Annotated in this window: 22 protein-coding genes; 12 read left to right on the top strand and 10 right to left on the bottom strand. The window is 63.6% G+C overall.

What is annotated here, in order from left to right; translation table 11 throughout:
• Nucleotides 1-134 precede the first annotated feature (134 nt).
• Together dprA and topA are read left to right on the top strand one after the other, a co-directional pair.
• The gene (gene dprA, locus GEU84_RS06275) at nt 135-1,304 is read left to right on the top strand and encodes a DNA-processing protein DprA (RefSeq protein WP_152824840.1); all 1,170 of its coding nucleotides are present in this window, start codon (nt 135-137) and stop codon (nt 1,302-1,304) included.
• A gap of 101 nt (nt 1,305-1,405) precedes the next feature.
• Nucleotides 1,406-4,060 carry a type I DNA topoisomerase gene (topA, locus tag GEU84_RS06270; RefSeq protein WP_152824843.1) on the top strand — a complete coding sequence of 885 codons (2,655 nt, stop codon included), beginning with the start codon at nt 1,406-1,408 and terminating at the stop codon, nt 4,058-4,060.
• Nucleotides 4,061-4,070: 10 nt separating this feature from the next.
• Here topA and choV read toward each other — a convergent pair whose 3' ends face one another.
• Genes choV through choX form a run of 3 tightly spaced genes read right to left on the bottom strand, consistent with a single transcriptional unit; the run spans nt 4,071 to nt 6,908 of the window.
• On the bottom strand, nt 4,071-5,096 hold the full coding sequence (gene choV / locus GEU84_RS06265; RefSeq protein ID WP_152824845.1) for a choline ABC transporter ATP-binding protein: 1,026 nt from the start codon (nt 5,094-5,096) through the stop codon (nt 4,071-4,073).
• Entirely contained in the window at nt 5,093-5,926 is an 834-nt protein-coding gene (gene choW, locus GEU84_RS06260; protein WP_152824848.1) for a choline ABC transporter permease subunit, read from the bottom strand. Before choW ends, choV begins: the two co-directional genes overlap by 4 nt.
• Before the next feature lie 55 nt (nt 5,927-5,981).
• Nucleotides 5,982-6,908 (bottom strand): choline ABC transporter substrate-binding protein, encoded by a 927-nt coding sequence (gene choX / locus GEU84_RS06255; RefSeq protein WP_152824850.1) that lies wholly within the window; start codon nt 6,906-6,908, stop codon nt 5,982-5,984.
• A gap of 84 nt (nt 6,909-6,992) precedes the next feature.
• Between choX and betI the strand changes: the two genes are divergently transcribed.
• Genes betI through betA form a run of 3 tightly spaced genes read left to right on the top strand, consistent with a single transcriptional unit; the run spans nt 6,993 to nt 10,693 of the window.
• Nucleotides 6,993-7,577, top strand: a complete 585-nt coding sequence (gene betI, locus GEU84_RS06250; RefSeq protein WP_152824852.1) for a choline-binding transcriptional repressor BetI — start codon at nt 6,993-6,995, stop codon at nt 7,575-7,577.
• A complete protein-coding gene (gene betB, locus GEU84_RS06245) occupies nt 7,574-9,019 on the top strand; it encodes a betaine-aldehyde dehydrogenase (protein ID WP_152824854.1) in 1,446 nt (481 codons plus the stop codon). Before betI ends, betB begins: the two co-directional genes overlap by 4 nt.
• 24 nt (nt 9,020-9,043) lie before the next feature.
• Nucleotides 9,044-10,693 carry a choline dehydrogenase gene (betA, locus tag GEU84_RS06240; RefSeq protein ID WP_152824856.1) on the top strand — a complete coding sequence of 550 codons (1,650 nt, stop codon included), beginning with the start codon at nt 9,044-9,046 and terminating at the stop codon, nt 10,691-10,693.
• 6 nt (nt 10,694-10,699) lie between these two features.
• On the opposite strand, the gene GEU84_RS06235 is transcribed toward betA, so the two are convergent.
• From GEU84_RS06235 to GEU84_RS06225, 3 genes are read right to left on the bottom strand one after another with little or no spacing between them, the layout of a single operon-like run.
• Entirely contained in the window at nt 10,700-12,097 is a 1,398-nt protein-coding gene (locus GEU84_RS06235) for a helix-turn-helix domain-containing protein (protein WP_152824857.1), read from the bottom strand.
• 44 nt (nt 12,098-12,141) lie between these two features.
• Nucleotides 12,142-13,362: a multidrug effflux MFS transporter gene (locus tag GEU84_RS06230; RefSeq protein ID WP_152824859.1), complete on the bottom strand. Its 1,221-nt coding sequence runs from the start codon at nt 13,360-13,362 to the stop codon at nt 12,142-12,144.
• A 56-nt stretch (nt 13,363-13,418) separates the two neighbouring features.
• On the bottom strand, nt 13,419-13,772 hold the full coding sequence (locus GEU84_RS06225) for a DMT family protein (protein WP_152824861.1): 354 nt from the start codon (nt 13,770-13,772) through the stop codon (nt 13,419-13,421).
• A 127-nt stretch (nt 13,773-13,899) separates the two neighbouring features.
• Between GEU84_RS06225 and GEU84_RS06220 the strand changes: the two genes are divergently transcribed.
• The 6 genes from GEU84_RS06220 to GEU84_RS06195 all read left to right on the top strand — a co-directional run bounded on the left by GEU84_RS06220 (nt 13,900) and on the right by GEU84_RS06195 (nt 19,390).
• On the top strand, nt 13,900-15,432 hold the full coding sequence (locus GEU84_RS06220; RefSeq protein ID WP_152824863.1) for an acyl-CoA carboxylase subunit beta: 1,533 nt from the start codon (nt 13,900-13,902) through the stop codon (nt 15,430-15,432).
• A gap of 110 nt (nt 15,433-15,542) precedes the next feature.
• Nucleotides 15,543-15,896 carry a DUF6497 family protein gene (locus tag GEU84_RS06215; RefSeq protein ID WP_152825140.1) on the top strand — a complete coding sequence of 118 codons (354 nt, stop codon included), beginning with the start codon at nt 15,543-15,545 and terminating at the stop codon, nt 15,894-15,896.
• A 214-nt stretch (nt 15,897-16,110) separates the two neighbouring features.
• Entirely contained in the window at nt 16,111-16,248 is a 138-nt protein-coding gene (locus GEU84_RS06210) for a hypothetical protein (protein ID WP_152824865.1), read from the top strand.
• A gap of 75 nt (nt 16,249-16,323) precedes the next feature.
• Nucleotides 16,324-16,716 carry a hypothetical protein gene (locus GEU84_RS06205; protein WP_152824867.1) on the top strand — a complete coding sequence of 131 codons (393 nt, stop codon included), beginning with the start codon at nt 16,324-16,326 and terminating at the stop codon, nt 16,714-16,716.
• A gap of 316 nt (nt 16,717-17,032) precedes the next feature.
• Nucleotides 17,033-17,275, top strand: coding sequence for a hypothetical protein (locus GEU84_RS06200; RefSeq protein ID WP_152824869.1), 243 nt, complete (start codon nt 17,033-17,035; stop codon nt 17,273-17,275).
• A 114-nt stretch (nt 17,276-17,389) separates the two neighbouring features.
• Complete coding sequence (locus tag GEU84_RS06195; protein WP_152824871.1) at nt 17,390-19,390, top strand: acetyl-CoA carboxylase biotin carboxylase subunit; 2,001 nt, start codon at nt 17,390-17,392, stop codon at nt 19,388-19,390.
• A gap of 48 nt (nt 19,391-19,438) precedes the next feature.
• Here GEU84_RS06195 and GEU84_RS06190 read toward each other — a convergent pair whose 3' ends face one another.
• Nucleotides 19,439-19,876, bottom strand: coding sequence for a DUF4174 domain-containing protein (locus GEU84_RS06190; RefSeq protein WP_152824873.1), 438 nt, complete (start codon nt 19,874-19,876; stop codon nt 19,439-19,441).
• 96 nt (nt 19,877-19,972) lie between these two features.
• On the opposite strand from GEU84_RS06190, the gene scpA reads away from it, so the two are divergent.
• A complete protein-coding gene (gene scpA, locus GEU84_RS06185) occupies nt 19,973-22,102 on the top strand; it encodes a methylmalonyl-CoA mutase (protein ID WP_152824875.1) in 2,130 nt (709 codons plus the stop codon).
• A 104-nt stretch (nt 22,103-22,206) separates the two neighbouring features.
• On the opposite strand, the gene GEU84_RS06180 is transcribed toward scpA, so the two are convergent.
• Genes GEU84_RS06180 through GEU84_RS06170 form a run of 3 tightly spaced genes read right to left on the bottom strand, consistent with a single transcriptional unit; the run spans nt 22,207 to nt 24,303 of the window.
• Nucleotides 22,207-22,569, bottom strand: coding sequence for an AAA+ family ATPase (locus GEU84_RS06180; protein WP_152824877.1), 363 nt, complete (start codon nt 22,567-22,569; stop codon nt 22,207-22,209).
• Nucleotides 22,570-22,606: 37 nt separating this feature from the next.
• Nucleotides 22,607-23,623 carry an endonuclease/exonuclease/phosphatase family protein gene (locus tag GEU84_RS06175; RefSeq protein ID WP_174539380.1) on the bottom strand — a complete coding sequence of 339 codons (1,017 nt, stop codon included), beginning with the start codon at nt 23,621-23,623 and terminating at the stop codon, nt 22,607-22,609.
• A complete protein-coding gene (locus GEU84_RS06170) occupies nt 23,620-24,303 on the bottom strand; it encodes a molecular chaperone DjiA (RefSeq protein ID WP_152824881.1) in 684 nt (227 codons plus the stop codon). The genes GEU84_RS06175 and GEU84_RS06170 overlap by 4 nt, the downstream gene beginning before the upstream one ends.
• Nucleotides 24,304-24,343: the final 40 nt, after the last annotated feature.

Genomic DNA, 24,343 nt, shown 5'->3' with positions numbered 1-24,343 from the left:
TTTGCCAAGGTGACAGCGCGACGGATTGCGGCAGAAATGTGGCGTGGTTTTGAGGGGCGGCGAAAAGATTCATCTCGCGTTAACCTTGCATGGGGCAGGCTGCGACTCGCGAATGAGGCGAGGTTGCGATGGCCATGGGATTGTCTTTCTCACCCCACCCCCACCACACCCCCCTGACGGAGGATGATCTTCTGTCGCGCCTGCGCCTCATTCGTTCCCGCAGGGTGGGGCCGGTGACATTCCACCGCTTGCTGGCCGATCATGGCACGGCGGCGGCGGCGCTGGCGGCGCTGCCCGGCATCGCCCGTGCCGCGGGGGTCGAGGGGTATGCAGCCTGCCCGGTCGAGGTGGCGCGGCACGAACTGGCCCAGGGACGGCTGGCGGGCGCGCGGCTGCTGGCCTTTGGCGGGCCGGGCTATCCGGTGGCGCTGGCCGACCTGCCCGACGCGCCACCACTTTTGTGGGTGCAGGGCGATGCCGCGCTTTTGAACCGGCCCATGGTGGCGCTGGTGGGGGCGCGCAATGCGTCATCCTTGGGGCTGCGGATGGCCGACCGGCTGGCAACAGGGCTGGCCGAGGCGGGTTTCGTCATCGTGTCGGGGCTGGCGCGCGGCATTGATGCGGCGGCCCATGCGTCGGCGCTGGCCAGCGGCACCGTGGCGGTGCAGGCGGGCGGGGTGGATGTGGTCTATCCGGCAGAGAATGCCGCACTGGCCGCGCAGATCGCCGCACAGGGCTGCCGTGTGTCGGAACAGCCGCCGGGCACCGAACCGCAGGCCAGGCACTTTCCGCTGCGCAACCGCATCGTGGCCGGGCTGGCCCGCGCGGTGATCGTGGTCGAGGCTGCGGCGCGGTCGGGCAGCCTGATTACCGCGCGCACGGCACTTGATCAGGGACGCGAGGTTTTTGCCGTGCCGGGCCATCCGTTCGATGCAAGGGCTGCTGGCTGCAACATGCTGTTGCGTGACGGTGCGACCCTGATCCGTCATGCCGGAGACGTGATCGAGGCTATCGGGCGGGCAGAGGCGACGCAGCCTGCCATGCCCCGCGCCGTGGTGCAGGCCCCACCGCCGCGTCACGCGTCACCCTTGCCCGGCCCCGTGCCTGCATCACGCCCGCTGGCCGAGATTGCCGCCCTGCACAGCCGCATCCTTGACCGGCTGGGGCCCAGCCCGCTGGCCGAAGACCAGCTGATCCGCGATCTGGCCATGCCCTCGGCCCATATCGCGCCCGAACTGCTGACGCTGGAACTGGAAGGCAAGATCCTGCGCCAGGCCGGGGGCCTTTTGTCGCGCGCCGTCTGACGTCGCCCGGGCCTGGGCCGCAAAGCCCTTCCTTGACAAGCGCCTCGCTTCGCCCACATCTTGCGCCGCCACCGTCAAGGGTGAGCGAAACAGAGGTTTTCATGGCAGTCGTCGTCGTCGAGTCTCCGGCCAAGGCCAAGACAATCAACAAGTATCTCGGCGCCGACTATACGGTTCTGGCCTCTTACGGGCATGTCCGCGACCTGCCGCCGAAGGATGGCTCGGTCGATACCGAGGCCGATTTCGCCATGACATGGGAAGTTGCCGCCGACAGCAAGAAACATGTGCGCGCCATTGCCGAGGCGCTGAAGTCTGACAATGAACTGATTCTGGCCACCGACCCCGACCGCGAGGGCGAGGCGATTTCCTGGCATCTGCAAGAGGCGCTGGCGTCGAGCATCAAGAAGGGCACCAAGGTTAGCCGCGTTACTTTCAACGCGATCACCAAGCAGGCCGTGACCGAGGCGATGAAAAATCCGCGCCAGGTGGATGTGCCGCTGGTCGATGCTTACCTCGCCCGCCGCGCGCTGGATTATCTGGTGGGGTTCAACCTGTCGCCGGTGTTGTGGCGCAAGCTGCCGGGGGCCAAATCGGCGGGGCGGGTGCAATCGGTCTGCCTGCGGCTGATCGTGGAACGCGAGATGGAGATCGAGGCGTTCCGCGCCCGCGAATTCTGGACGGTGGGGGCCACTTTGGCCACGCCAAGGGGCCAGGAATTCGAGGCGAGGCTGACCGTTCTGGGTGGCCGCAAGCTGGACAAATTCGACATTCCAACTGCCGAAGCCGCCGAACTTGCGGTGCATTCTGTCAATAATCGAACATTGACGGTGCTGTCGGTCGAGGCAAAGCCCGCCAGCCGCAACCCCTCGGCGCCCTTCATGACCTCGACCCTGCAACAAGAGGCCAGCCGCAAATTCGGCATGGGGGCCAAGCAATGCATGAACGCGGCGCAGCGGCTGTATGAGGCCGGGCACATCACCTATATGCGCACCGACGGCATCGACATGGCCCCCGAGGCCGTGACCCAGGCACGTGATGCGATCAAGGCGCGTTTCGGTGCCGCCTATGTGCCCGACACCCCGCGGCTCTACAAGAACAAGGCCAAGAACGCGCAGGAGGCGCATGAATGCATCCGCCCCACCGACATGGCGGCGGCGGCAGATGATCTGCGGCTGACCGAGGCCGACCAGCGCAAGCTTTACGACCTGATCTGGAAACGCACGATTGCCAGCCAGATGTCTGCCGCCCGGCTGGAACGCACGACGGTGGATGTGGGCAGCGATGATGCCCAGATCGTGCTGCGCGCGACGGGGCAGGTGGTGCTGTTCGACGGCTTTCTGAAAGTCTACGAGGAAGGCCGCGACGACGAGGATGATGACGAGGGCCGCCTGCCGCAGATCATGCAGGGCGAGGCTGCCGAAAAGCGCAAAGTGCAGCCCGAACAACACTTTACCCAACCGCCACCGCGCTACACCGAAGCCACGCTGGTGAAACGCATGGAAGAGCTGGGCATCGGCCGCCCCTCCACCTATGCCTCGATCCTGACCACGATCGTTGACCGCGAATATGTGCGCAAGGACAAGAACCGGCTGTTCCCCGAAGACAAGGGGCGGCTGGTGACGGCTTTCCTGTCAAATTACTTCCGCAAATATGTGGAGTATGACTTTACCGCCGATCTTGAGGGCGAGCTTGACGACGTGTCGGCGGGCGAGCGCAACTACAAAGATGTGCTTGCCCGTTTCTGGCGCGATTTCTCGGCGGCCATTGCGGAAACCGCCGATCTGCGCATCGGCGAAGTGCTGACGAAGATTGACGAATTTCTGGCGCCGCATCTTTACCCGCTGCGCGCTGACGGGTCAGACCCTCGCGTGTGCCAGGTCTGCGGCACCGGGCGGCTCCATCTGAAGACGGCGCGGGGCGGCGGGGCCTTCATCGGCTGCGGCAACTATCCCGAATGCCGCTATACCCGCCCGATCTCGGTTTCGGGCGACGAGGATGGCGCGATTTCGCCCGATGGCAAGGTGCTGGGCCAGGATGATAACGGCCTGAACATCAGCCTGCGCGCCGGGCGTTTCGGCCCCTATGTGCAGCGTGGCGAGGCGAGCGAGGCCGAGCCGAAACCCCCGCGCGCCAGCCTGCCCAAGGGTTGGGCGCCCGACAGCATAGATCTGGAGCGGGCCTTGCTGCTGCTGAACCTGCCGCGTCCGGTGGGCCCGCACCCCGAGGATGGCGCGATGATCGAGGCCGCCATCGGGCGCTATGGCCCCTATGTAAAGCACAACACCACCTACGCGAACCTTGCCGATGTGGACGAGGTGTTCACCATCGGCATGAACCGCGCGGTCGAGGTTCTGGCGCAAAAGGCCACGCGCGGCCGGGGTGCCACCGTTGCAGCCGCGCCGATAAAAGAGCTGGGTGAACACCCCGATGGCGGGATTATCGCCGTGATGCCAGGGCGTTACGGCCCTTATGTGAAGTGGGGCAAAGTCAATGCCACCCTGCCGAAAGAGATCACCCCCGAGGCCGTGACACTGGACGAGGCGATGGCCCTGATTGCCGAAAAGGCGGGCAAGGGTGGCAAGGCCAAGGTGGCGAAGAAGCCGGCGGCGGCGAAAAAGCCTGCGGTGAAGGCGGTCGCCAAACCTGCGGCCAAGGCTGCCGCGAAAACCGAGACAAAATCGCCCGCGAAACCGGCGGCCAAGACCCCCGCAGTGAAAAAAACTGTGGTCAAAAAAGTGGCCAAAGCGGCGGAGTGATCCGCCGCTGTCAGTTCCCGCGCGGGTTGATCAGCCGGGCCATCACCGTCTCGGTGCGGACATGGCCGCAGACGGCACCGCCCTCGGTCACGGCCACGCCCTTGGCCCCGTCGCGCAGCAGTTCCATCACCTGCCGCACCGGCGTTTCCACATCGACAGATTGCAAAGCCTGCGAAGGGCCACTTTGCATAACATCCCGCGCGGTCAGCACCGACAGCGGATTCATGTGGGCCACAAAATCCGCGACGTAATCCGACACCGGATTGGCGATGATCTCGCGCGCCGTGCCGCATTGCACGATGCGCCCGCCCTCCATCAGCGCAATGCGGTTGCCGATCTTGAACGCCTCATCCAGATCGTGGCTTACAAAGATGATCGTGCGTTTCAGCTTGGTTTGCAAATCCAGCAGTTCATCTTGCAAACGTGCCCTGATCAGTGGGTCAAGTGCTGAAAAAGGCTCGTCCATCAACAGGATGGGCGCTTCGGTGACAAAGGCGCGTGCCAGCCCCACGCGTTGCTGCATGCCGCCCGAAAGCTCTCCCACCCGCCGGTCGGCCCATTGCGTGAGGTTCACCAGCGCCAGTTGCGCATCAACCCGGTCGCGGCGCTGCGCCGCGGTCTGGCCCGCAAGCTCCAGCCCCAGACCCACATTTTCCCGCACCGTGCGCCAGGGCAGCAGGCCAAAGGCCTGAAACACCATGGCGATGCATTCGCGCCGGATACGCAGCAGATCGGCGGGCGAGCAATTTGCGGTATCGCAAGACCAGTCGCCGTCATGCACGATGACCCGGCCCCGCACCACGGGGTTCAACCCGTTCACCGCCCGCAGCAAGGTGGATTTGCCCGAGCCGGAAAGCCCCATCAGAACAAGGATTTCACCCTTGGCCACCGTCAGGCTGCAATCATGCACACCCAGCACCTGCCCCGTCGCCTGCTGCACCTGGGCCCGGGTCTGGCCCTGATCCATCAGCGGCAGCGCACGGTCGGGGTGATCGCCGAAAACGATGCTCACCCGGTCGAATTCGACAGCATTCATGCGCGTGTCACCCTCAGCATCCGGTCAAGAACGATGGCCACCACCACAATGATGAATCCGGATTCAAACCCCAAAGCGGTATTGACCGAGTTCAGCGCCCGCACCACCGGCACGCCCAAGCCATTGGCCCCGACCAGCGCCGCAATCACCACCATCGACAGCGACAGCATGATGGTCTGGTTCAGCCCGGTCATGATCTGCGGCAGGGCATAGGGCAGTTCCACCTTCCACAGCCGTTGCCGGGGGGTCGCGCCAAAGGCGGTCGCCGCCTCCAGCAGCGCCTGCGGTGTGCTGGAAATGCCTAGATGCGTCAGCCGGATCGGCGCGGGCAGCACGAAAATCACCGTAGCAATCAGCCCCGGCACCATGCCGATGCCAAAAAACACAATAGCCGGAATGAGATAGACAAAGGTTGGCAGAGTCTGCATCAGGTCAAGCACCGGCACCATATAGCCATACAGCCGGGGCCGGTGCGCCGCAGCGATGCCGATCGGCACGCCCAGCCCCATGCAGACCACGCAGGCTGACAGCACCAGTGTCAGGCTTTCGGTCGTCTCCTCCCAATAATCCTGGTTGAGGATGAACAGAAAGCCCAGCAAAACCAGCAAACAGGTCTTCCACGATCTTTGCAAACCCCAGGTCAGCGCCACGAAACAGGCGATGATCGCCAGCGGCGGCGGGCTTTGCAGCACCCAGAGGATCGCGTCGATAAGGCTTTCCAACGCAAGCGCCACCGCATCGAAAATCGGCGCGCCATGGTTTTGCAACCAGTCGAAAACAGACTTTGCAGTTCTGCCCACCGGAATCTTGTAGTCTGTCAACCAGTCCATTCTGCCCCGCTGCCGGATAGAAAAAGGCCCCGGTCTTGCCGGGGCCGAAGGGCGCTTATTGCAGCGCGGCGGTTACGGCGGCGGCGGCATCGCCACCGTCCTTTGTGGTCACACCCGCCAGCCAGGGTGTCACGGCGGCGGGATTGGCGGCCAGCCAGGCTTTCGCGGCCTCTTTCGGGTCGGCCCCGTCATTCAGGATCGCGCCCATGATCTCGTTTTCCATCTCGAGGGAAAACTCCAGGTTCTGCAACAGCTTGCCGGTGTTCGGGCATTCCGCCACATAGCCCGCGCGGGTGTTGGTCGCCACTTCGGCACCGCCAAAGTTGGGGCCAAAGAAATCGTCACCACCGGCCAGATATGTCAGTTCGAAATTGGCGTTCATCGGATGCGGGGCCCAGCCCAGGAACACCACCGGCTCACCACGGCCATCGGCGCGGGCCACCTGCGCCAGCATGCCCTGTTCCGAGGATTCCACCACGTCGAAATCCTTCAGACCAAACGCATCCTTTTCGATCATGTCCAGGATGATCCGGTTGCCGTCGTTGCCGGCTTCGATACCATAGATCTTGCCCTCCAGCGCATCGGCATTGGCGGCCAGAGCGGCAAAATCGGTGATGCCCAGATCGGCCCCGGCCTTGTTCGTCGCCAGCGTGTATTTCGCCCCGGTCAGGTTGGTGCGCACTGTGTCCACGGTTTTCGCATCGCGGTAGGGCGCGATGTCGGCCTCCATCGTGGGCATCCAGTTGCCCAGGAACACATCGACATCACCCCCGGCAAGCGACTGGTAAGTCACGGGCACAGAAAGGATTTTCGTCTCAGTCTCATACCCCAGCGCCTCCAGTATCACCGAGGTTGCTGCTGTCGTGGCGGTAATGTCCGTCCAGCCGACGTCGGAAAAGATCACCTTGTCGCAGGCGGCAAAGGCCGGGTTGGTCAGCGCCAGCAGGGCGGCGGTCAGCAAGGGGGTGCGGAAAGTGGTCATGATGGCTCCCTGTTTTTTGTTGATTGACGAGTCAATAAACTTCACCTTATCTCGGTTTGGCAAGGGTTTTGTTGAGGTCTGCCAATGCCGAAACTTGGAATGGAGCCTATCCGAAAGGCCGCGCTGGTCAAAGCCACGATTGTCGAGATCGGGCGCAGCGGCAGTCTGGACGTGACGGTCAGCCAGATTGCCAAGCGTGCGGGCATGTCCTCGGCGCTGGCGCATCACTATTTCGGCGGCAAGGAGGCGATGTTTCTGGCCGCGATGCGGCATGTGCTGTCGCTGTATGGCGCCGAGGTGCGCGGCGCGTTGTTGGCAGTCGACGGGCCGGAACAGCGGCTGATGGCCATTCTGCGCGCCTCGTTCAGCCCGGCGAATTTCCGGCGTGAGGTGGTTGGGGCCTGGCTGAACTTTTACGTTCTGGCGCAGACCGTGCCAGAGGCGCGTCGGTTGCTGGCGGTTTATCAGCGGCGGTTGCGGTCTAACCTGTTGTTTTGTTTGCGGCCTTTGGTGGATGACAGGGCTGGGGCCGTGGCCGATGGCCTGGGCGCGCTGATTGACGGCGTGTATCTGCGCGAGGCGCTGAAAGGCGGCACACCCGATGGGGGCGCCGCTGTGGCAACTGTGCTGACCTATCTTGACCGGCAGATGAAGGGGGCAGGCGCATGAGGGCGCAACCTACGGCCAGCCATTTCATTGCGGGTGCCTATGCCGACGATCCGGCGGGGGCCGTGATCGAGGTGATATATCCCGCGACCGGCGAGGTGATCGCGCAGCTGCATGAGGCGACACCCGCCATCATCGACCGCGCCCTTGCAGCCGCCGAACAGGCGCAACGGGCCTGGGCGGCCACGCGGCCGGTGGAACGCGCGCGCATCCTGCGCCGTGCCGCCGATCTTATCCGCGCGCGCAATGATGATCTTGCCCGGCTGGAAACGCTGGACACCGGAAAACCCATTCAGGAAACCCTGGTGGCCGACTGGCCATCGGGGGCGGATGCCCTTGAATTCTTTGCCGGATTGGCGCCTTCGGTCACGGGGGAAACCATTCCGCTGGGGGCTGATTTCGTCTATACGCTGCGCGAACCGCTGGGGGTTTGCGTCGGTATCGGGGCCTGGAACTACCCCAGCCAGATCGCCTGCTGGAAGGCTGCGCCCGCGCTGGCACTGGGCAATGCCATGGTGTTCAAACCGTCAGAGGTCACACCGCTGGGCGCCTTGAAACTGGCCGAAATTCTGGTGGAGGCCGGTCTGCCGCCCGGGCTGTTCAATGTGGTGCAGGGGCGCGGTGCCGTGGGTGCGGCGTTGGTGACAGATGCGCGGGTGGCGAAAGTGTCGCTGACCGGCTCGGTGCCCACGGGCCGGCGGGTTTACGCGGCGGCGGCCGAGGGTCTGCGCCATGTGACGATGGAACTGGGCGGCAAATCGCCGCTGATCATCTTTGACGATGCCGATCTGGAAAGCGCCGTTGGCGCAGCGATGCTGGGGAATTTCTATTCCGCGGGGCAGGTATGCTCCAACGGGACGCGGGTGTTCGTGCAGCGTGGCATCAAGGCGCGGTTTCTGGCACGGCTGGCGGAGCGCACGGCGACGATCAAGCTGGGCGATCCGCTGGATCCGGCGACACAGATGGGGCCGCTGGTCTCTGTCGCGCAGCGTGATCGGGTGATGGCGCATGTGGACACCGCCCAAAGGCAAGGCGCAGTGCTTGTTTGCGGCGGTGCTGCGGTGGGTGAGTGCTATTTGCAACCCACAGTGTTTGCAAATGTGACCGACGACATGCAGCTGGCACAGGACGAGGTGTTCGGCCCCGTCATGGCCGTGCTGGATTTCGATGATGAGGCCGAGGTTGTCAGCCGCGCCAATGCCACGGCCTTTGGCCTGGCCGCCGGTGTGTTCACCGCCGATCTGACGCGGGCGCACCGGGTTGTGGCGGCCTTGCAGGCGGGCACCTGCTGGATCAACGCCTATAACCTGACCCCGGTTGAGGCCCCCTTTGGCGGGGTGAAGCTGTCAGGTGTGGGGCGCGAAAACGGGCGTGCGGCGGTGGAACATTACACACAGGTGAAATCTGTCTATGTCGGTATGGGTCCGGTCGATGCGCCGTATTGAGTGCCACAGCGCGGGGATGGCCGGATGAGCAGCGATTTCGTGATTGTGGGCGCCGGTTCGGCCGGTTGCGCCATGGCCTACCGGCTGACCGAGGCCGGGGCGACGGTGACGGTGGTGGAACACGGCGGGTCCGATGCCGGGCCATTCATCCAGATGCCTGGGGCGCTGTCCTATCCGATGAACATGAGCCTCTACGACTGGGGGCTGAAGTCTGAACCGGAACCACATCTGGGTGGTCGTGTGCTGGCCACGCCGCGCGGCAAGGTGATCGGCGGATCATCCTCGATCAACGGCATGGTCTATGTTCGCGGCCATGCGCGCGACTTTGACCACTGGTCCGACAGTGGTGCGCAGGGCTGGGCCTATGCCGATGTGCTGCCCTATTTCAAGCGGATGGAGCATTGGCACGGCGAGGGTGACGCCGATTGGCGCGGCCATGACGGGCCGTTGCACATCACCCGTGGCCCGCGTGCGAACCCGCTGTTCAACGCCTTCATCACTGCAGGCGCACAGGCCGGCTATCCGGTGACGCCCGACTACAACGGCGAGGCGCAAGAGGGTTTTGGCCCGATGGAGGCGACCATCTGGCGCGGGCGGCGCTGGTCAGCGGCCAATGCCTATCTGAAACCCGCGCATAAATCCGGCAGGCTGCGGCTGGTGCGGGGGCTGGCGCGGCGTGTCGTGATCGAAGACGGCCGGGCCATGGGTGTGGAAATCGACCGGCGTGGAACGATTGAGGTCTTGCGGGCGAACCGCGAAGTTGTTTTGGCAGCATCGTCGCTCAACACCCCGAAATTGCTGATGCTTTCCGGTATTGGCCCGGCGGGGCATCTGGCAGGCCATGGCATTCCGGTCATCGCCGACCGGCCCGGCGTTGGCGCGAATTTGCAGGATCATCTTGAGTTGTATCTGCAATTTGCAAGTTTGCAGCCGATCACTTTGTATAAATACTGGAATCTCTGGGGCAAGGCGCTGATCGGGGCACAGTGGCTGTTTACCAAGACGGGCCTCGGGGCCTCCAATCAGTTCGAGGCCTGCGCCTTCATCCGGTCAAAGGCGGGGGTGGACTATCCCGATATCCAGTATCATTTCCTGCCTATCGCGGTGCGTTATGACGGACGCGCGGCTGCCGAAGGCCATGGCTTTCAGGCGCATGTCGGTCCGATGCGTTCAACCTCGCGCGGGTCTGTCACGCTGCGCTCGGCCGACCCCGCAGCGCCCCCCGTGATTCGCTTCAACTACATGTCGCAGCCCGAGGATTGGGACGACTTCCGCCGCTGCATCCGCCTGACGCGCGAAATTTTCGCGCAAGAATCCTTCAAGCCCTTCGTGAAACACGAAATTCAGCCGGGCTCATCCCTGCAGAGCGATGCCGAACTGGATGCCTTCATCCGGGATCACGCCGAAAGCGCCTATCATCCCTGTGGCACCGCGCGGATCGGCCGGCGCGATGACCCGCTGGCGGTGGTCGATCCGGAATGCCGGGTGATCGGGGTGGACGGGCTGCGGGTGGCCGACAGTTCGATCTTTCCGCGCGTGACCAATGGCAATCTCAACGCGCCATCGATCATGGTGGGCGAAAAGGCAGCCGATCACCTGCTGGGCCGCGCGCCGCTGCCACCCGCGAATCAGGAGCCGAAGCTCAACCCGCGCTGGCGTGAGAGCCAGCGCTGAGGCGCGTCAGTCGATGATCTCATAGGGCAGCAGGCCTCGCCGGTCGGCGTCAACCTTCAGTCGGCGCTCCAGCGGCGGCACCGACCGCTGGTGGCAGCCCTGACGCTCACATATGCGGCAAGAAATGCCAATTGGTTCAAATTTACCTTTGAGATCAAGGCCATCGGCATAGACCAAGGCAGCCGCATGCTGCACCTCGCAGCCAAGCGCGATCGCAAAACGCCGCACAGGCGCCTGAAACGAGCCGCCCGGTTTCGAGACGTCACGCGCAAGGCACAGGTAGCGCACGCCGTCCGGCGTCTCGGCCAGTTGCCGCAGAAAACGGCCCGGCGTCTCAAAGGCGCGGTGCACATTCCACAACGGGCAGGCCCCGCCATAGCGCGCGAACTGGAAACGGGTGGCAGAGTGGCGTTTCGTCACGGTGCCCGCCTGATCGACACGCACGAAGAAAAACGGAATACCCTTTGCACCCGGTCTTTGCAAAGTTGACAGCCGGTGCGCCACCTGTTCAATCGAGGCGCCGAACAGGTCGGCCAGACGCTCCAGATCATGCCGGGTTTCCAGCGCCGCCTGCTGAAAGGCGCGGTAGGGCAGCAGCGCGGCCCCGGCGAAATAATTCGCAAGGCCGATCTTGGCAATGTCGCGCGCCTCGGACGTGTGGAACCGCGCGAGATCCAGCGTGGCCTCCAGAAGGTCATTCTGTGTCAGCAACGCCACCTGATGCAGCATCTGGAAGCGCTGCGTGGGGCCGGAGGCGCGTGTCGAAATCTCGAGCACCGCGGTCTGCCGGTCAAAACGGCGGATCAGCGGCTCGTCGGAAAACTGCACATCGACGCCCGCGCGCGTCAGTGTGTCACTGGCGATGAACAGCGGGTCTTTGCGCAAACCCGACGGCGCGGAGTAATGCTCGGCAGCCCGGTCGATGGCGTCCAGATAGTTGTCACAATAGTGAAAGAAATCACGCACTTCCTCCCAAGGTGACGGGCGCAGGGCAGCCTCGCTGCGGCCCAGCGCCTCGTCCAGCGAGGCCAGTTGCTCATGCGTCTGGCGGTAGGCGCGGTGCAGGTCAAGAAAGGCGCGCGCCAGGGCCGGGGCGTTTGATGCGGCCAGCCGAAGATCGGCCACCGGCGGGTTTGCTGCACCGAACACCGGGTCAGCCAGCGCCTCGCGCATGTCGGCGACCATGCGTTCCGCATCGCCTGTGGTCAGCACGGTCACGTCCAGCCCGAATTCCTGCGCCAGCGCCAAAACGACCCCGGCCGAGATCGGGCGGTGGTTGTTCTCCATCTGGTTGAGATAGGGCAGGGAGATACCCAGCTTTGATGCAAAGGCCTTTTGCGTCGCGCCCAGCGTCGCGCGCAATTCCCGCAGTTTTGCCCCGGCATAGAGTTTCTGGCTGGCCATTCCATGCTCCCTTTGCAAACCATCGCATTTGCAAAGGTGTTGCGTCAACCGGGAAGGCCCAGATCGCGCGCGCGCCGCATCACCGCCATGATGGCCAGCACGGCCGCCAGTGCCGAGACCAGCATGATGACGATCAGCGGCATCTCGCTGGCCCCGGGCTGCAACACGGCCCCGGCCAGCGCCGCCAGTGCGGCACCCCCGCCGATCATGATCGCCCCGCCAAGGCCAGAGGCCGTGCCGGCCAGATGCGGGCGCACCGACAGCATGCCCGCATTGGCGTTCGGCAATGTCAGGCCGTTGCCGAGGCCGACCGTCGTGATCATGCCGAAAAACACATTCGGGTCATGCAGGCCCAGCAGCGTCAGGCCCAGCAGCAGCGCCATGCCGACCGTCGTGACAAGCACACCCCACAGCACCATCCGGTTGATGCCGAAGCGCACCGAAAACCGGCCCGACAGATAGTTGCCGATAGCGTAACCTACTGCAGGTGCAGCAAAATATACGCCGACCTGCGATGAGGATAGGCCGAATACCTCGGTTCCGACAAACGGCGCCCCGCCCAGATAGGCAAAGAAGCAACCCGATGTGAATGCCGCGCACAAAGCATAGCCCCAGAAGCGCCGCGACGTCAGAAGCTCGGGATACTGCCGCAATTGCGCTGCAAATCCCAGCCGGTTGAGGGCCGCCGTTTCACCCAGATCGGCCCAGACCAGCGCGAAAACCAGCAGCCCAAGCACCAGAAGCAGCGCAAAATTCGCCTGCCAGCCGAAAAAATCATCCAGCACGCCGCCGATCACCGGCCCGATCATCGGCACCAGCGACATGCCCATCGTCACATAGCCGATCATCGAGGCGGCCTGTTCATCGGGCACCATGTCGCGGACCACGGCCCGACTCAGGACCATGCCGGCGGCGATAACCGCCTGTGCCATGCGGAAGGCCAGAAAGACCGTGGCATTCGGAGCCAGCAACGTGCCGATCGTCGCCAGCAAAAACAGCCCCATGGCCCACAGGATGACACTGCGGCGGCCATAACGGTCGGAAATTGGTCCCACCAGAATTTGCAAAACCGCGCTGAGCCCCAGGTAAAGTGCAACAGACAGCTGCATCAGCGGATAGGGCACCTCAAACCACGCCGCCATGCCGGGCAACGATGGAAGGAAGATGTTCATGGTCAGCGCTGACAGGCCCGCCAACAGCACAAGGGTGACGATATGCGGCGGGGTGGTGCGGTCTAGAAACCGGACGGGGGCATGTGTGCTCATGGCGAAGAGCTAGGACGCCCGGCCGGGATTGTCCACAGCGGACGGGCGCGCGCAGGTCAGGCCCATTTGTGAAAGATGAAGAACGCACCGCAGGCGATGAAGGCAAAGCCGACCAGATGATTCCATGTCAAAGGCTCTTTCAGGAAGAATACCGAAAAGGCGGCAAAGACCAAAAGGGTGATAACCTCTTGAATCGTCTTCAATTCTGCGGCTGAAAAATGCCCGTGTCCGATCCGGTTTGCGGGAACCTGCAGCAGATACTCGAAAAATGCGATGCCCCAGCTGATCAGGATCACCGTCAGCAGTGGGGTGGCCTTGTATTTCAGATGGCCATACCAGGCGAAGGTCATGAAGATGTTCGACGCCAGCAGCAGACCGATGGTCAACACGGGGACGGGGATGGATGGCATGATACCTCAGTTTGCTGATATGCAATTTGCTGCCATGGCATTGCCAATAGTTTGCAAATTTTCTGAAATCCACTTTCAGAGCCGGGATGGCCGCACTATGCTGCGGCTGCATTGAGGGGGCAAGGCCATGAATGACATTCTCGCGCAGTTGGAACAGCGCCGTGCTGTGGCCCGCAGCGGCGGTGGCGCGCACCGTGTGGCGGCACAGCATGCCAAGGGCAAGCTGACCGCACGCGAACGCATCGAACTGCTGCTGGATGACGGCTCGTTCGAGGAATACGACATGTTCGTGCGCCATCGTTGCACCGATTTCGGGATGGAGGCCGACCGGCCGGCGGGTGACGGCGTCGTGACGGGCTGGGGCACTGTCAACGGTCGCATGGTATATGTCTTCAGCCAGGACTTTACAGTGTTCGGCGGCTCCTTGTCGGAAACCCATGCGCAGAAGATTTGCAAGATCATGGACATGGCTTTGCAAAACGGTGCGCCGGTGATCGGCATCAATGATTCCGGCGGTGCGCGCATCCAGGAAGGCGTGGCCAGCCTTGCGGGCTATGCCGAAGTGTTCCAGCGCAATGTGCTGGCCTCGGGCGTGGTGCCGCAGATCAGCCTGATCATGGGCCCCTGTGCAGGCGGCGCGGTCTACTCTCCCGCCATGACCGATTTCATATTCATGGTGAAAGACACGTCCTATATGTTCGTGACCGGCCCGGATGTGGTGAAAACCGTGACGAATGAGGTGGTTACGGCAGAGGATCTGGGCGGGGCGTCCACCCATACCAAGAAATCCTCGGTCGCGGACGGGGCGTTTGAAAACGATGTGGAGGCATTGGCCGAGGCGCGGCGGCTGATTGATTTCCTGCCGTTGTCGAACCGGACGGCAGGGCCGGTGCGGCCGTTCTTTGATGACGTGGCGCGGGTCGAGAACAGCCTGGATACGCTGATCCCCGACAACCCCAACCAGCCCTATGACATGAAAGAGCTGATCCTCAAACTGGCCGATGAGGGCGATTTCTTCGAGATTCAAAAGGATTACGCGGCGAACATCATCATAGGTTTCTTGCGTCTCGAAGGCCGCAGCGTGGGCGTGGTGGCCAATCAGCCCATGGTGCTGGCGGGTTGTCTTGACATTGACAGCAGCCGCAAGGCCGCGCGTTTCGTGCGGTTCTGCGACGCCTTCGAGATCCCGATCCTGACGCTGGTGGATGTGCCCGGCTTTTTGCCCGGTGTAGCGCAGGAATTGGGCGGTGTCATCAAACACGGCGCGAAGCTGCTGTTCGCCTATGGCGAGGCGACGGTGCCGAAGGTGACGGTAATCACCCGCAAGGCCTATGGCGGGGCCTATGACGTGATGGCGTCAAAACATCTGCGCGGCGATGTGAATTACGCCTGGCCCACCGCCGAAATTGCGGTGATGGGGGCCAAGGGGGCGAGCGAGATCCTGTATCGCAGCGAGTTGGGTGATCCGGCGCAGATCGCACAACGTGCAAAGGACTATGAGGCGCGGTTTGCAAACCCCTTCGTGGCCGCCGAACGTGGGTTCATCGACGAGGTGATCCTGCCGCATTCAACGCGTCGCCGCGTGGCACGCGCTTTTGCGGCGCTGCGCGGCAAGAAACTCAGCAATCCTTGGAAAAAGCACGATAACATTCCGCTGTGACCCCAGCCGGAAAGGACGCCTCGGATGCACATTGACACGAATTCAGCCTGCGGTAACGGGCGATGACCGGCGGTCGCCCGCTGCTGGTGCAGCTTGAGGGGGGGGTGAACCTGCCCGCAACCGATGGGCCGATTGCCGTGCCCTCTGGCCAGCCCGTGCAACTGCTGGACGTGGTGTGGAACGCACCAGGTCCCGAAGGGCTGACGCTGCGCTTTCGCTTTCTGGCACCGCAGATCGCGCGCGAGGGCGGCAGCGTCGGCTTTGATGCGGCCGTCGCCGACATGCAGGCGCTGTGCGAAAGCTACGCCTTGCCGCGGATTGCCGATTTCGGCCCGGCCCCGGCGCAGGTCGTGATCAGCCTGGCCGACCGCCCGGTGCCGTTTGGCGAATCCGACCCGGCGGCAACTCAATTTTTCGAGGCTTTCAGCATCGCGGATGGCCTCTGCATCTGGGAGGCATTCTGATGCCAACACAAAATGTTGTGGCTGCGGGCGGCTTCTTGCCGGTGGCTGATGTAGCGCGGTCACAGGGGGGCGGCTTGGACAGAAGGCTGTGTCAAATCGTTTCCGTATCAGATACGATTCGTGCAGGCCGAACCCAAGCGGTCTATACCTCGCATTGGGGGCGGAGGGGCGTAGCAACGCTTCCGCCGGCCCCCCAAGAATACAGGAGTAGAGGATGTCGAAGAGCACGCGTATCGTTTTCGCAATGTGCATGGTGGCTTTTGTTGCCGCATGCGCCGCGAAAGAAGAAGAAATTGTCTATGTGGACACCCCGGTTTCGACCGAGCCGGTCTACACAGGCAAATACAAGTAAGGTTCCGGGGCGGGCCTGCGGGGTTTTCCCCCGGTCCGCCCTGTTCCGCGCCCTCCGGTCCGGGGAGGCTGCGCGATGATCAAGCACCGCGGCTTCCCAGGCCGCCTGACCGGCACCGATTTTCAGTTTGTCATCCGCCGTGCCAGCAAAGAGGGCGCGACAAAAATCATAAAGCGCGAGCGCTACCGCGACCGCAAGGCGATGGACCGTGCGGCCGACGCAGGCTTCATGGCGGCGCTTTGGGCGCATTTTGGTGAGGAACCGTTCGAGCGCGGCAATCTGGATGCGGGGCGGATCTCGTGGCTTTTCGGCCGTGAAGTGGTTCCCGCCGAAGACCCGTTTGACCCCGAAAGCTATGACGCGCTGCTGCGCATCGACCGCAAACGGGCCGAGGCGGCCTTTCCCGAGGTCTTTTCCCCCGATGCCCCGCCGCTGCCTGATTGGGCCGACGAAGACGGGGACGACTAGGCATGTTTTCGCGCAAGCCCTTGGCAATACGGCAGAGTTCCGCGTTTAGAGCGGGGCCTGTGCATATCGGCTTTGCCTTGGCCGGGCGCGCGCGGCAGGCTGGGCCGCGGGCGGCGGCCTGCGCCGTCGTCTCTTGCTGCAACCAACGTGCCTCTTGCCCTGTCTTGCGGCCTGACCTCTGCGGGGTTGGGTCGCTTTTTTGCGGCGATGCGCGCCGAATTGCCGATGCCGGCGCCGCCCGGCTTTTGCGCTTTCCCCGGCAAGGCGTTGAGGTAAAATCGGTTTTCATAATAACCTGCAATGGAGACCGAGCAGAATGCGCTACATCCCCCTTTTCGCCGCCGCCCTCATGGCCACAGCCGTGGCAGGCTGCACCGACCCCTATGGCAGGGGCTACAGCAACGCGGCCAACAATGCCGCCGTGCGCACGGTTGGCGGGGCCGCCGCCGGTGCGCTTATCGCCGATGCCACGGGCGGCAGCCGCACGCGCGGCGCGCTCATTGGCGCAGTGGCGGGTGGCGTGTCCTGCGGCATCCCTGGCCTGCCTGCCTGCAACTGACGGCAAAGCTGCTAACCGCAGCATCTGCAATTTGCAAAGACCATCCGGGCCTGCGCCCGGGTGGTCTTTTCCGTTTTTGGGCCCTGTCCGGGGCCTGTCTGACAAGGGACCGCCATGTTCAAGAAGATCCTGATCGCCAACCGTGGCGAAATTGCCTGCCGCGTCATCAAGACCGCCCGCAAGATGGGCATTGCCACGGTGGCGGTCTATTCCGACGCCGACCGAAACGCGCTGCATGTGAAAATGGCGGATGAGGCGGTGCATATCGGGGCGTCCCCGGCGAACCAATCGTATATCGTGATCGACAAGATCATGGCGGCGGTGCGGGCCAGCGGGGCCGAGGCGGTGCATCCGGGCTATGGGTTCCTGTCGGAAAACCGGGCCTTTGCGGCGGCGCTGGAGGCCGAGGGCGTTGTTTTCATTGGACCGCCGTCATCAGCCATCGAAGCGATGGGTGACAAGATCACCTCGAAGAAAATCGCGCAAGAGGCCGGGGTTTCGACTGTGCCGGGCTACATGGGCCTTATTGCCGATGCGGATGACGCGGTGAAAATCGCAGGGCAGGTGGGCTATCCGGTGATGATCAAGGCCTCGGCCGGGGGCGGGGGCAAGGGCATGCGCATTGCCTGGAGCGAGAGCGAGGTCAAGGAAGGCTTCGAGTCGTCCAAGAACGAGGCGGCGGCCAGCTTTGGCGATGACCGGATCTTCATCGAGAAATTTGTGACGCAACCCCGGCACATCGAAATTCAGGTGCTGGCCGACAGCCATGGCAACTGTGTTTACCTGCACGAACGCGAATGCTCGATTCAGCGGCGGAACCAGAAGGTGATCGAAGAGGCGCCCTCACCCTTCCTTGATGCCGCGACCCGCAAGGCGATGGGCGAACAAGCCTGCGCGCTGGCCCGGGCCGTGGGCTATACATCGGCAGGCACGGTGGAATTCATCGTGGATGGCGCGCGGAACTTCTATTTTCTGGAGATGAACACCCGGTTGCAGGTTGAACATCCGGTCACCGAACTGATCACCGGCGTCGATCTGGTGGAACAGATGATCCGGGTGGCTGCGGGGCAGGCTTTGCCATTTGCACAAGGTGATTTGCAAATCAACGGCTGGGCAATGGAAAGCCGGCTTTACGCCGAGGATCCCTACCGCAATTTCCTGCCCTCCATCGGGCGACTGACCCGCTACCGCCCACCGGTGGAAAGCGCCAGTGCCGAGGTTGTTGTGCGCAACGATACTGGCGTGTTCGAGGGCGGCGAGATCAGCATGTACTATGACCCCATGATTGCCAAACTTTGCACATGGGCGCCAACCCGTTTGCAAAGTATCGAGGCGATGCGGCTGGCGCTGGACACGTTCGAGGTCGAGGGCATCGGGCACAATTTGCCCTTCGTCGCCGCAGTGATGGACCACCCGCGGTTTGTATCGGGCAACATCACAACCGCCTTTATCGCCGAGGAATATCCCGAAGGATTTCAAGGCGCTGTGCTGGACAGTTCAACCTTGCGCCGCGCCGCGGCCGCGGCCTGTGCGATGAATTTCGTGGCTGAGGTGCGCCGCACCCGCATTTCCGGCACGATGGACAATCACGAGCGCAAGGTGGGCCGTGACTGGGTCGTGACGCTGCAGGATGTGGCGCATCGCGTGACCCTCGCGCCCGACCGTGACGGGTCAACCGTCACGTTTGCCGATGGCGCGGCGCTGCGGGTGACATCCGATTGGACGCCCGGGCAACCGCTGGCGCGGCTGTTGGTTGATGGCACGCCGCTGGTGATGAAGGTGGGCAAGATCCCCTCGGGCTTTCGTCTGCGGCTGCGCGGGGCCGATCTGAAATGCCATGTGCGCACCCCGCGCGCGGCCGAACTGGCGCTGCTGATGCCGGAAAAAATGCCGCCCGACACGTCGCGTTTCCTGTTGTGCCCGATGCCGGGGCTGGTGGTGAAGATCAACGTGGCCGAGGGCGACGAGGTTCAGGAAGGGCAGGCATTGGCCACGGTGGAGGCGATGAAGATGGAAAACATCCTGAAGGCCGAGCGCCGTGGCGTGGTGAAGAAGATCAGCGCCAGCGCCGGGGCCAGCCTGAGGGTGGACGACATCATCATGGAGTTCGAGTGACATGCGGGGCGGGGCGGTCAACACGACACGCGCGCTGCGGCATGCCGCTCAGCGCCCCGCCGGATATTGTTCCAGCAACTCCTCGCGCCGGATGGGGAATTTGTCGATGGCGCGGCTGATCTCGCGCACGCTCCATGGCAGGGGCTTGCGCAGTTTCGCCTCGCCGTCCTTGTCCATGATCACCAGCGAAAATCCGCGTGGCCGCAGTTTCTGGCGCCAGTCCGAACGGGCAGCCGGATCGGTATCGGTGATCACCACCACATCGCGCTCTGCCAATGCCCCGGGTTCATCGGCCAACAGCCGCATCTGCGCCTCGAATGAGGGGTCCGCGGGGCTGTCTGCAAACACAACGACAGGGCGCTTCAGCCAAAGCAATTCGTCCCGTGTGACCGCCGCCGCATCAAGAGGCGTGTCGAGGGGCGCGTCCTGCGCCAGCACGGCCAGCGGCAGGAATGCTGCAAGAACAAAGATGTAAAGTGGTTTCATGCGTCCTCCTGTCCCTTTCATATAGGGCAGATGGGGCGGGAACCAAAGGCTCATCGCGGGGGCAGGGCCCCTGCCGCAGGAAAAGGGACCGTCCCGATGACCGAAAAGCTGGAGGGCTGGCGCAGGCTGGCGGAAAAAGAGCTGAAGGGCCGCAGTCCTGACAGCCTGACGTGGCAGACGCTGGAGGGTATTGCGGTCAAGCCGCTGTATACGTCTGCGGATACCGACGCTCTGCCGCATATGGGCAGCCTGCCGGGGCTGGCACCCTTTACCCGCGGCGTGCGGGCCACGATGTATGCCGGGCGGCCCTGGACGATCCGGCAATATGCCGGGTTTTCCACCGCCGAGGAATCGAACGCATTTTATCGCCGTGCGCTGGCCGCAGGGCAGCAGGGCGTGTCGGTGGCCTTCGACTTGGCGACGCACCGGGGCTACGATTCCGATCACCCGCGCGTGGTGGGCGATGTGGGCAAGGCCGGGGTGGCGATCGACTCGGTTGAAGACATGAAGATTCTCTTCGATGCGATCCCGCTGGAAAAGGTCAGCGTTTCCATGACGATGAATGGCGCGGTGATCCCGATCCTGGCCAGTTTCATCGTGACGGGCGAGGAACAGGGCGTGCCACGCGCGGCCCTGTCGGGCACCATCCAGAATGACATTCTGAAAGAATTCATGGTGCGCAACACCTATGTCTATCCGCCCGAACCCTCGATGCGGATCATCGCGGACATCATCGAATACACCAGCGCCGAGATGCCCAAGTTCAACTCCATCTCGATTTCCGGCTATCACATGCAGGAGGCGGGGGCCAATCTGGTGCAGGAGCTGGCCTTTACCCTGGCCGACGGGCGCGAATATGTGCGCACGGCAATTGCGCGCGGCATGGATGTGGATGCCTTTGCCGGGCGGCTGTCGTTCTTCTTTGCCATCGGCATGAATATCTTCATGGAGGCGGCCAAGCTCAGGGCGGCGCGGCTGCTGTGGCACCGGATCATGACCGAATTCGGCGCGCAAAAATCCGAAAGCCTGATGCTGCGCACGCACTGCCAGACTTCGGGCGTGTCGCTGCAAGAGGCTGACCCCTACAACAACGTGGTGCGCACCGCCTATGAGGCGCTGGCGGCGGTGCTGGGCGGCACGCAAAGCCTGCACACCAATGCGCTGGACGAGGCGATGGGCCTGCCCACGGCGTTCTCCTCGCGCATCGCGCGCAATACGCAGTTGATATTGCAAGAGGAAACCGGCGTCACGAAGGTGGTCGATCCGCTGGCCGGTTCCTACTATGTCGAAAGCCTGACCGCGCAACTGGCCGATGAGGCATGGACGCTGATCGAAGAGGTCGAGGCGATGGGCGGCATGACCAAGGCCGTGGCCAGCGGCATGCCCAAGCTGCGCATCGAGGAATCGGCGGCGCGGCGGCAGGCGGCGATTGACCGGGGCGAGGATGTGATCGTCGGCGTCAACAAATACCGGCTGGCCGAGGAAGACCCGATCGACATTCTGGATATCGACAATGACAAGGTGCGGATCGGGCAGGTCGCCCGCCTGACCCATATCCGCGCCACGCGTGATCAGGCGGCCTGCACCGCCGCGCTGGATGAATTGACCCGCCGCGCGGCGGAAGGCGGCAATCTGCTGGAAGCCGCCGTGACCGCAGCCCGCGCCCGCGCCACAGTGGGGGAAATCAGCATGGCGATGGAGAAAATCTTTGGCCGCCACCGCGCCGAGGTGAAAACCCTCGCCGGTGTCTATGGCGCCGCCTATGAGGGCGATGCCGGCTTTGCCGCCATTCAATCCGATGTCGAGGCCTTTGCCGAAGAAGAAGGCCGCCGCCCCCGCATGCTGGTGGTGAAAATGGGCCAGGACGGGCATGACCGGGGGGCCAAGGTCATCGCCACCGCCTTTGCCGACATCGGTTTCGATGTCGATGTCGGCCCGCTTTTCCAGACGCCGGAAGAGGCCGCGCAGGACGCCATCGACAATGACGTGCATGTCATCGGCATCTCGTCACAGGCAGCGGGGCATAAAACACTGGCCCCGAAACTGATTGCAGCGCTGAAGGAGGCAGGGGCCGGCGACATTCTGGTGATCTGCGGCGGTGTCATCCCGCAGCAGGATTACCAGTTTCTCTATGACCATGGGGTAAAGGCGATCTTCGGTCCCGGCACCAACATCCCCGATGCGGCCAAGGATATCCTGCGCCTGATCCGGGCAGCCCGGACGTAATGCCGCCCCGCGCAATGCGATGAGGCGTTCTTTCCCCTCTTTCCAGACCCAAATATCCACGGGGGGTGCGGGGGGCAGTCAGCCCCCCGCCTCCGCAGCAACAGCTACAGCTCGATATCCGCGTCCGGTGACATATCCGGCACCTCCGGTGCTGGCTTAGCCATAGGCGCATCCGGTTTGCGCCGGATAATGATGTCACCATTCGGCAGCTTTTCCGGCGCTTCATAGTTGCGCAGGTCGCCGATCATCACCATCAGCTCGCGCAGCGCGGGTTCCAGTTCGGTCAAGGCCTGGCCCATGTCGTCCAGCGCCGGTTCCATGTTTTCCATCAGCCCGCGCAGCAGCAGCTTGGCCCCCTCTTCCATCAGGCTGAAGCCCTGGTCAACATCACCTTCGGGCGCAGCCTCCTGCGCATGCAGCGGCGTCAGCATCAGGCACAGGGCAAGTGGGGCGATGAGATGTTTCATGCCCCCAATATAGGCGCATTTCTGTGAATAAAATAGGTCACAGCACCAGGTCCACCGTCACCGGAAAATGATCCGACGCGGCAAGCAAGGCGTCGCGCATGGCAGGGTCGTTCCAGCAGGCCGGGTCGTTGAACGGGTGCCAGATGCGCCAGCGCGCCCCCGGGGCCAGATCGGGCGACAGCATGATGAAATCCAGCAGCGCGTCGAAATAGCGTTCCTGCTCTACCAGATAGAATCGTGCCGTCGAAGGCGCCACGCCCAGTTTCTGCGTCAGCACCATGCGGGCATGCGGATCGGTCAGTTGCAGGGCGGGGGCGGCATCCTGCCCCAGCACGATCTCGATCCCCGACTGGCCGAACAGCTTTTCAAACTCGTCCAGCCCCGGCCCGTCGTTGAAATCGCCCATCACCAGCAGGCTGTCGCCCGCCTCCAGATGGCCCACCACCCGGCGGCGCAGCCAGACGCATTCCGCCAGTTGCTTGCGGCGGTTGTCGATGGAAATGCGGATGCGTTCCGCGTCACTCCGCGCGCCATGCGGGGCTTTCGATTTGGCATGCACGCCGATCAGCCGCAGTTCGCGTCCGTCCACCGTCAGCACCAGTTCCAGCGGCGGTTTGGAAAAGCGGATCGGTTCGGGGGCGGCATCGGCGTCGATGTCGAACCGGAACACGCCGTCGAAACGCGGGGCCTTGGCCGCCTCTTGCGGGTCGTGCCGCGCACTCAGCCGGTCGGGGTCGTAAAGCAGGGCAATCTCCTGCTCGGTCTCGCTGGTGAAACCGATGATGGCGCGGCGGGCGCGCAGGCCGAACCGTTTGGCAAACCGTTCCAGCGCCGTGACGGTTGACCGGCGCGACCCTTGATCCGGTGCTTCGATCACTGTCACCGCATCGGCATCCAGCGCGGCAAACACTTGCGCCAGCGCCGCCGTCTGCTGCGCGCGCGTCACCCCATGCCGGGCAGAGCGTTCGGCATCATCCCACAGCCGCCCGTTGTCATCAAACAGCGAATTGAACCATTCGACATTGTAGGTGGCGATGCGCAGCTTTCCCATCAGGCGGGCTGCTTTGCGCGGATCTCGTCCCATGCGGCATTGATGTCGATCATCCGGCGTTCGGCCAGTTTCACCGCCTCGGCGGGCACACCGCGCGCCATCATGCCGTCGGGGTGGCTGTCGCGCACCGCGCGTTTCCAGGCGGTGCGGATGTCGTCAAGGGCGGCATCGGGGGCCACGCCCAGCACATCATAGGGGTCGCGCGCGCAACCCGGCACGAATCGCGCGCGCACCGCGCGGAACGACCGCTCGTTGATGCCGAAAATCCCGGCAACTTCGGCCAGAAATTCATCCTCCTTGGGGTGATAGGCACCGTCCGAGACGGAAATGTGGAACAGCCCTTCCATCAGGTCGATCAGGATACGGTCATCGTCGCGAAACATCGCGCGGATCTTGCGGGCATAGGCATCAAAGCCCGCCACATCCTGCCGCGCCAGATTGAACACGCGGGCGGCATTCGCCTCTTCGCCCTCGGGCACGGCGAAAACCTGACGAAAGGCCGTCACCTCATCCCGCGTCACCTCGCCATCGGCCTTGGCCATCTTGGCCCCCAGCGCGATCACGGCGATGGTAAAGCCGACCGAGCGTTCTGGCGGGGTGCGCAACCGGTCAAACACCGCCGAAAGCCCTTCACCGGCGGCGAGGGCGGAAAGCGCGGCGGTGATGCGGCTCCAGATCGACATGGGCACAGCATAACCTGCGCCGCGCGCGCTGTCAGGTCAG

The sequence above is a fragment of the Fertoeibacter niger genome (genome assembly GCF_009380135.2).
GTDB lineage: Bacteria > Pseudomonadota > Alphaproteobacteria > Rhodobacterales > Rhodobacteraceae > Fertoeibacter > Fertoeibacter niger.
This window is presented reverse-complemented; position numbering and strand designations above follow the sequence as displayed.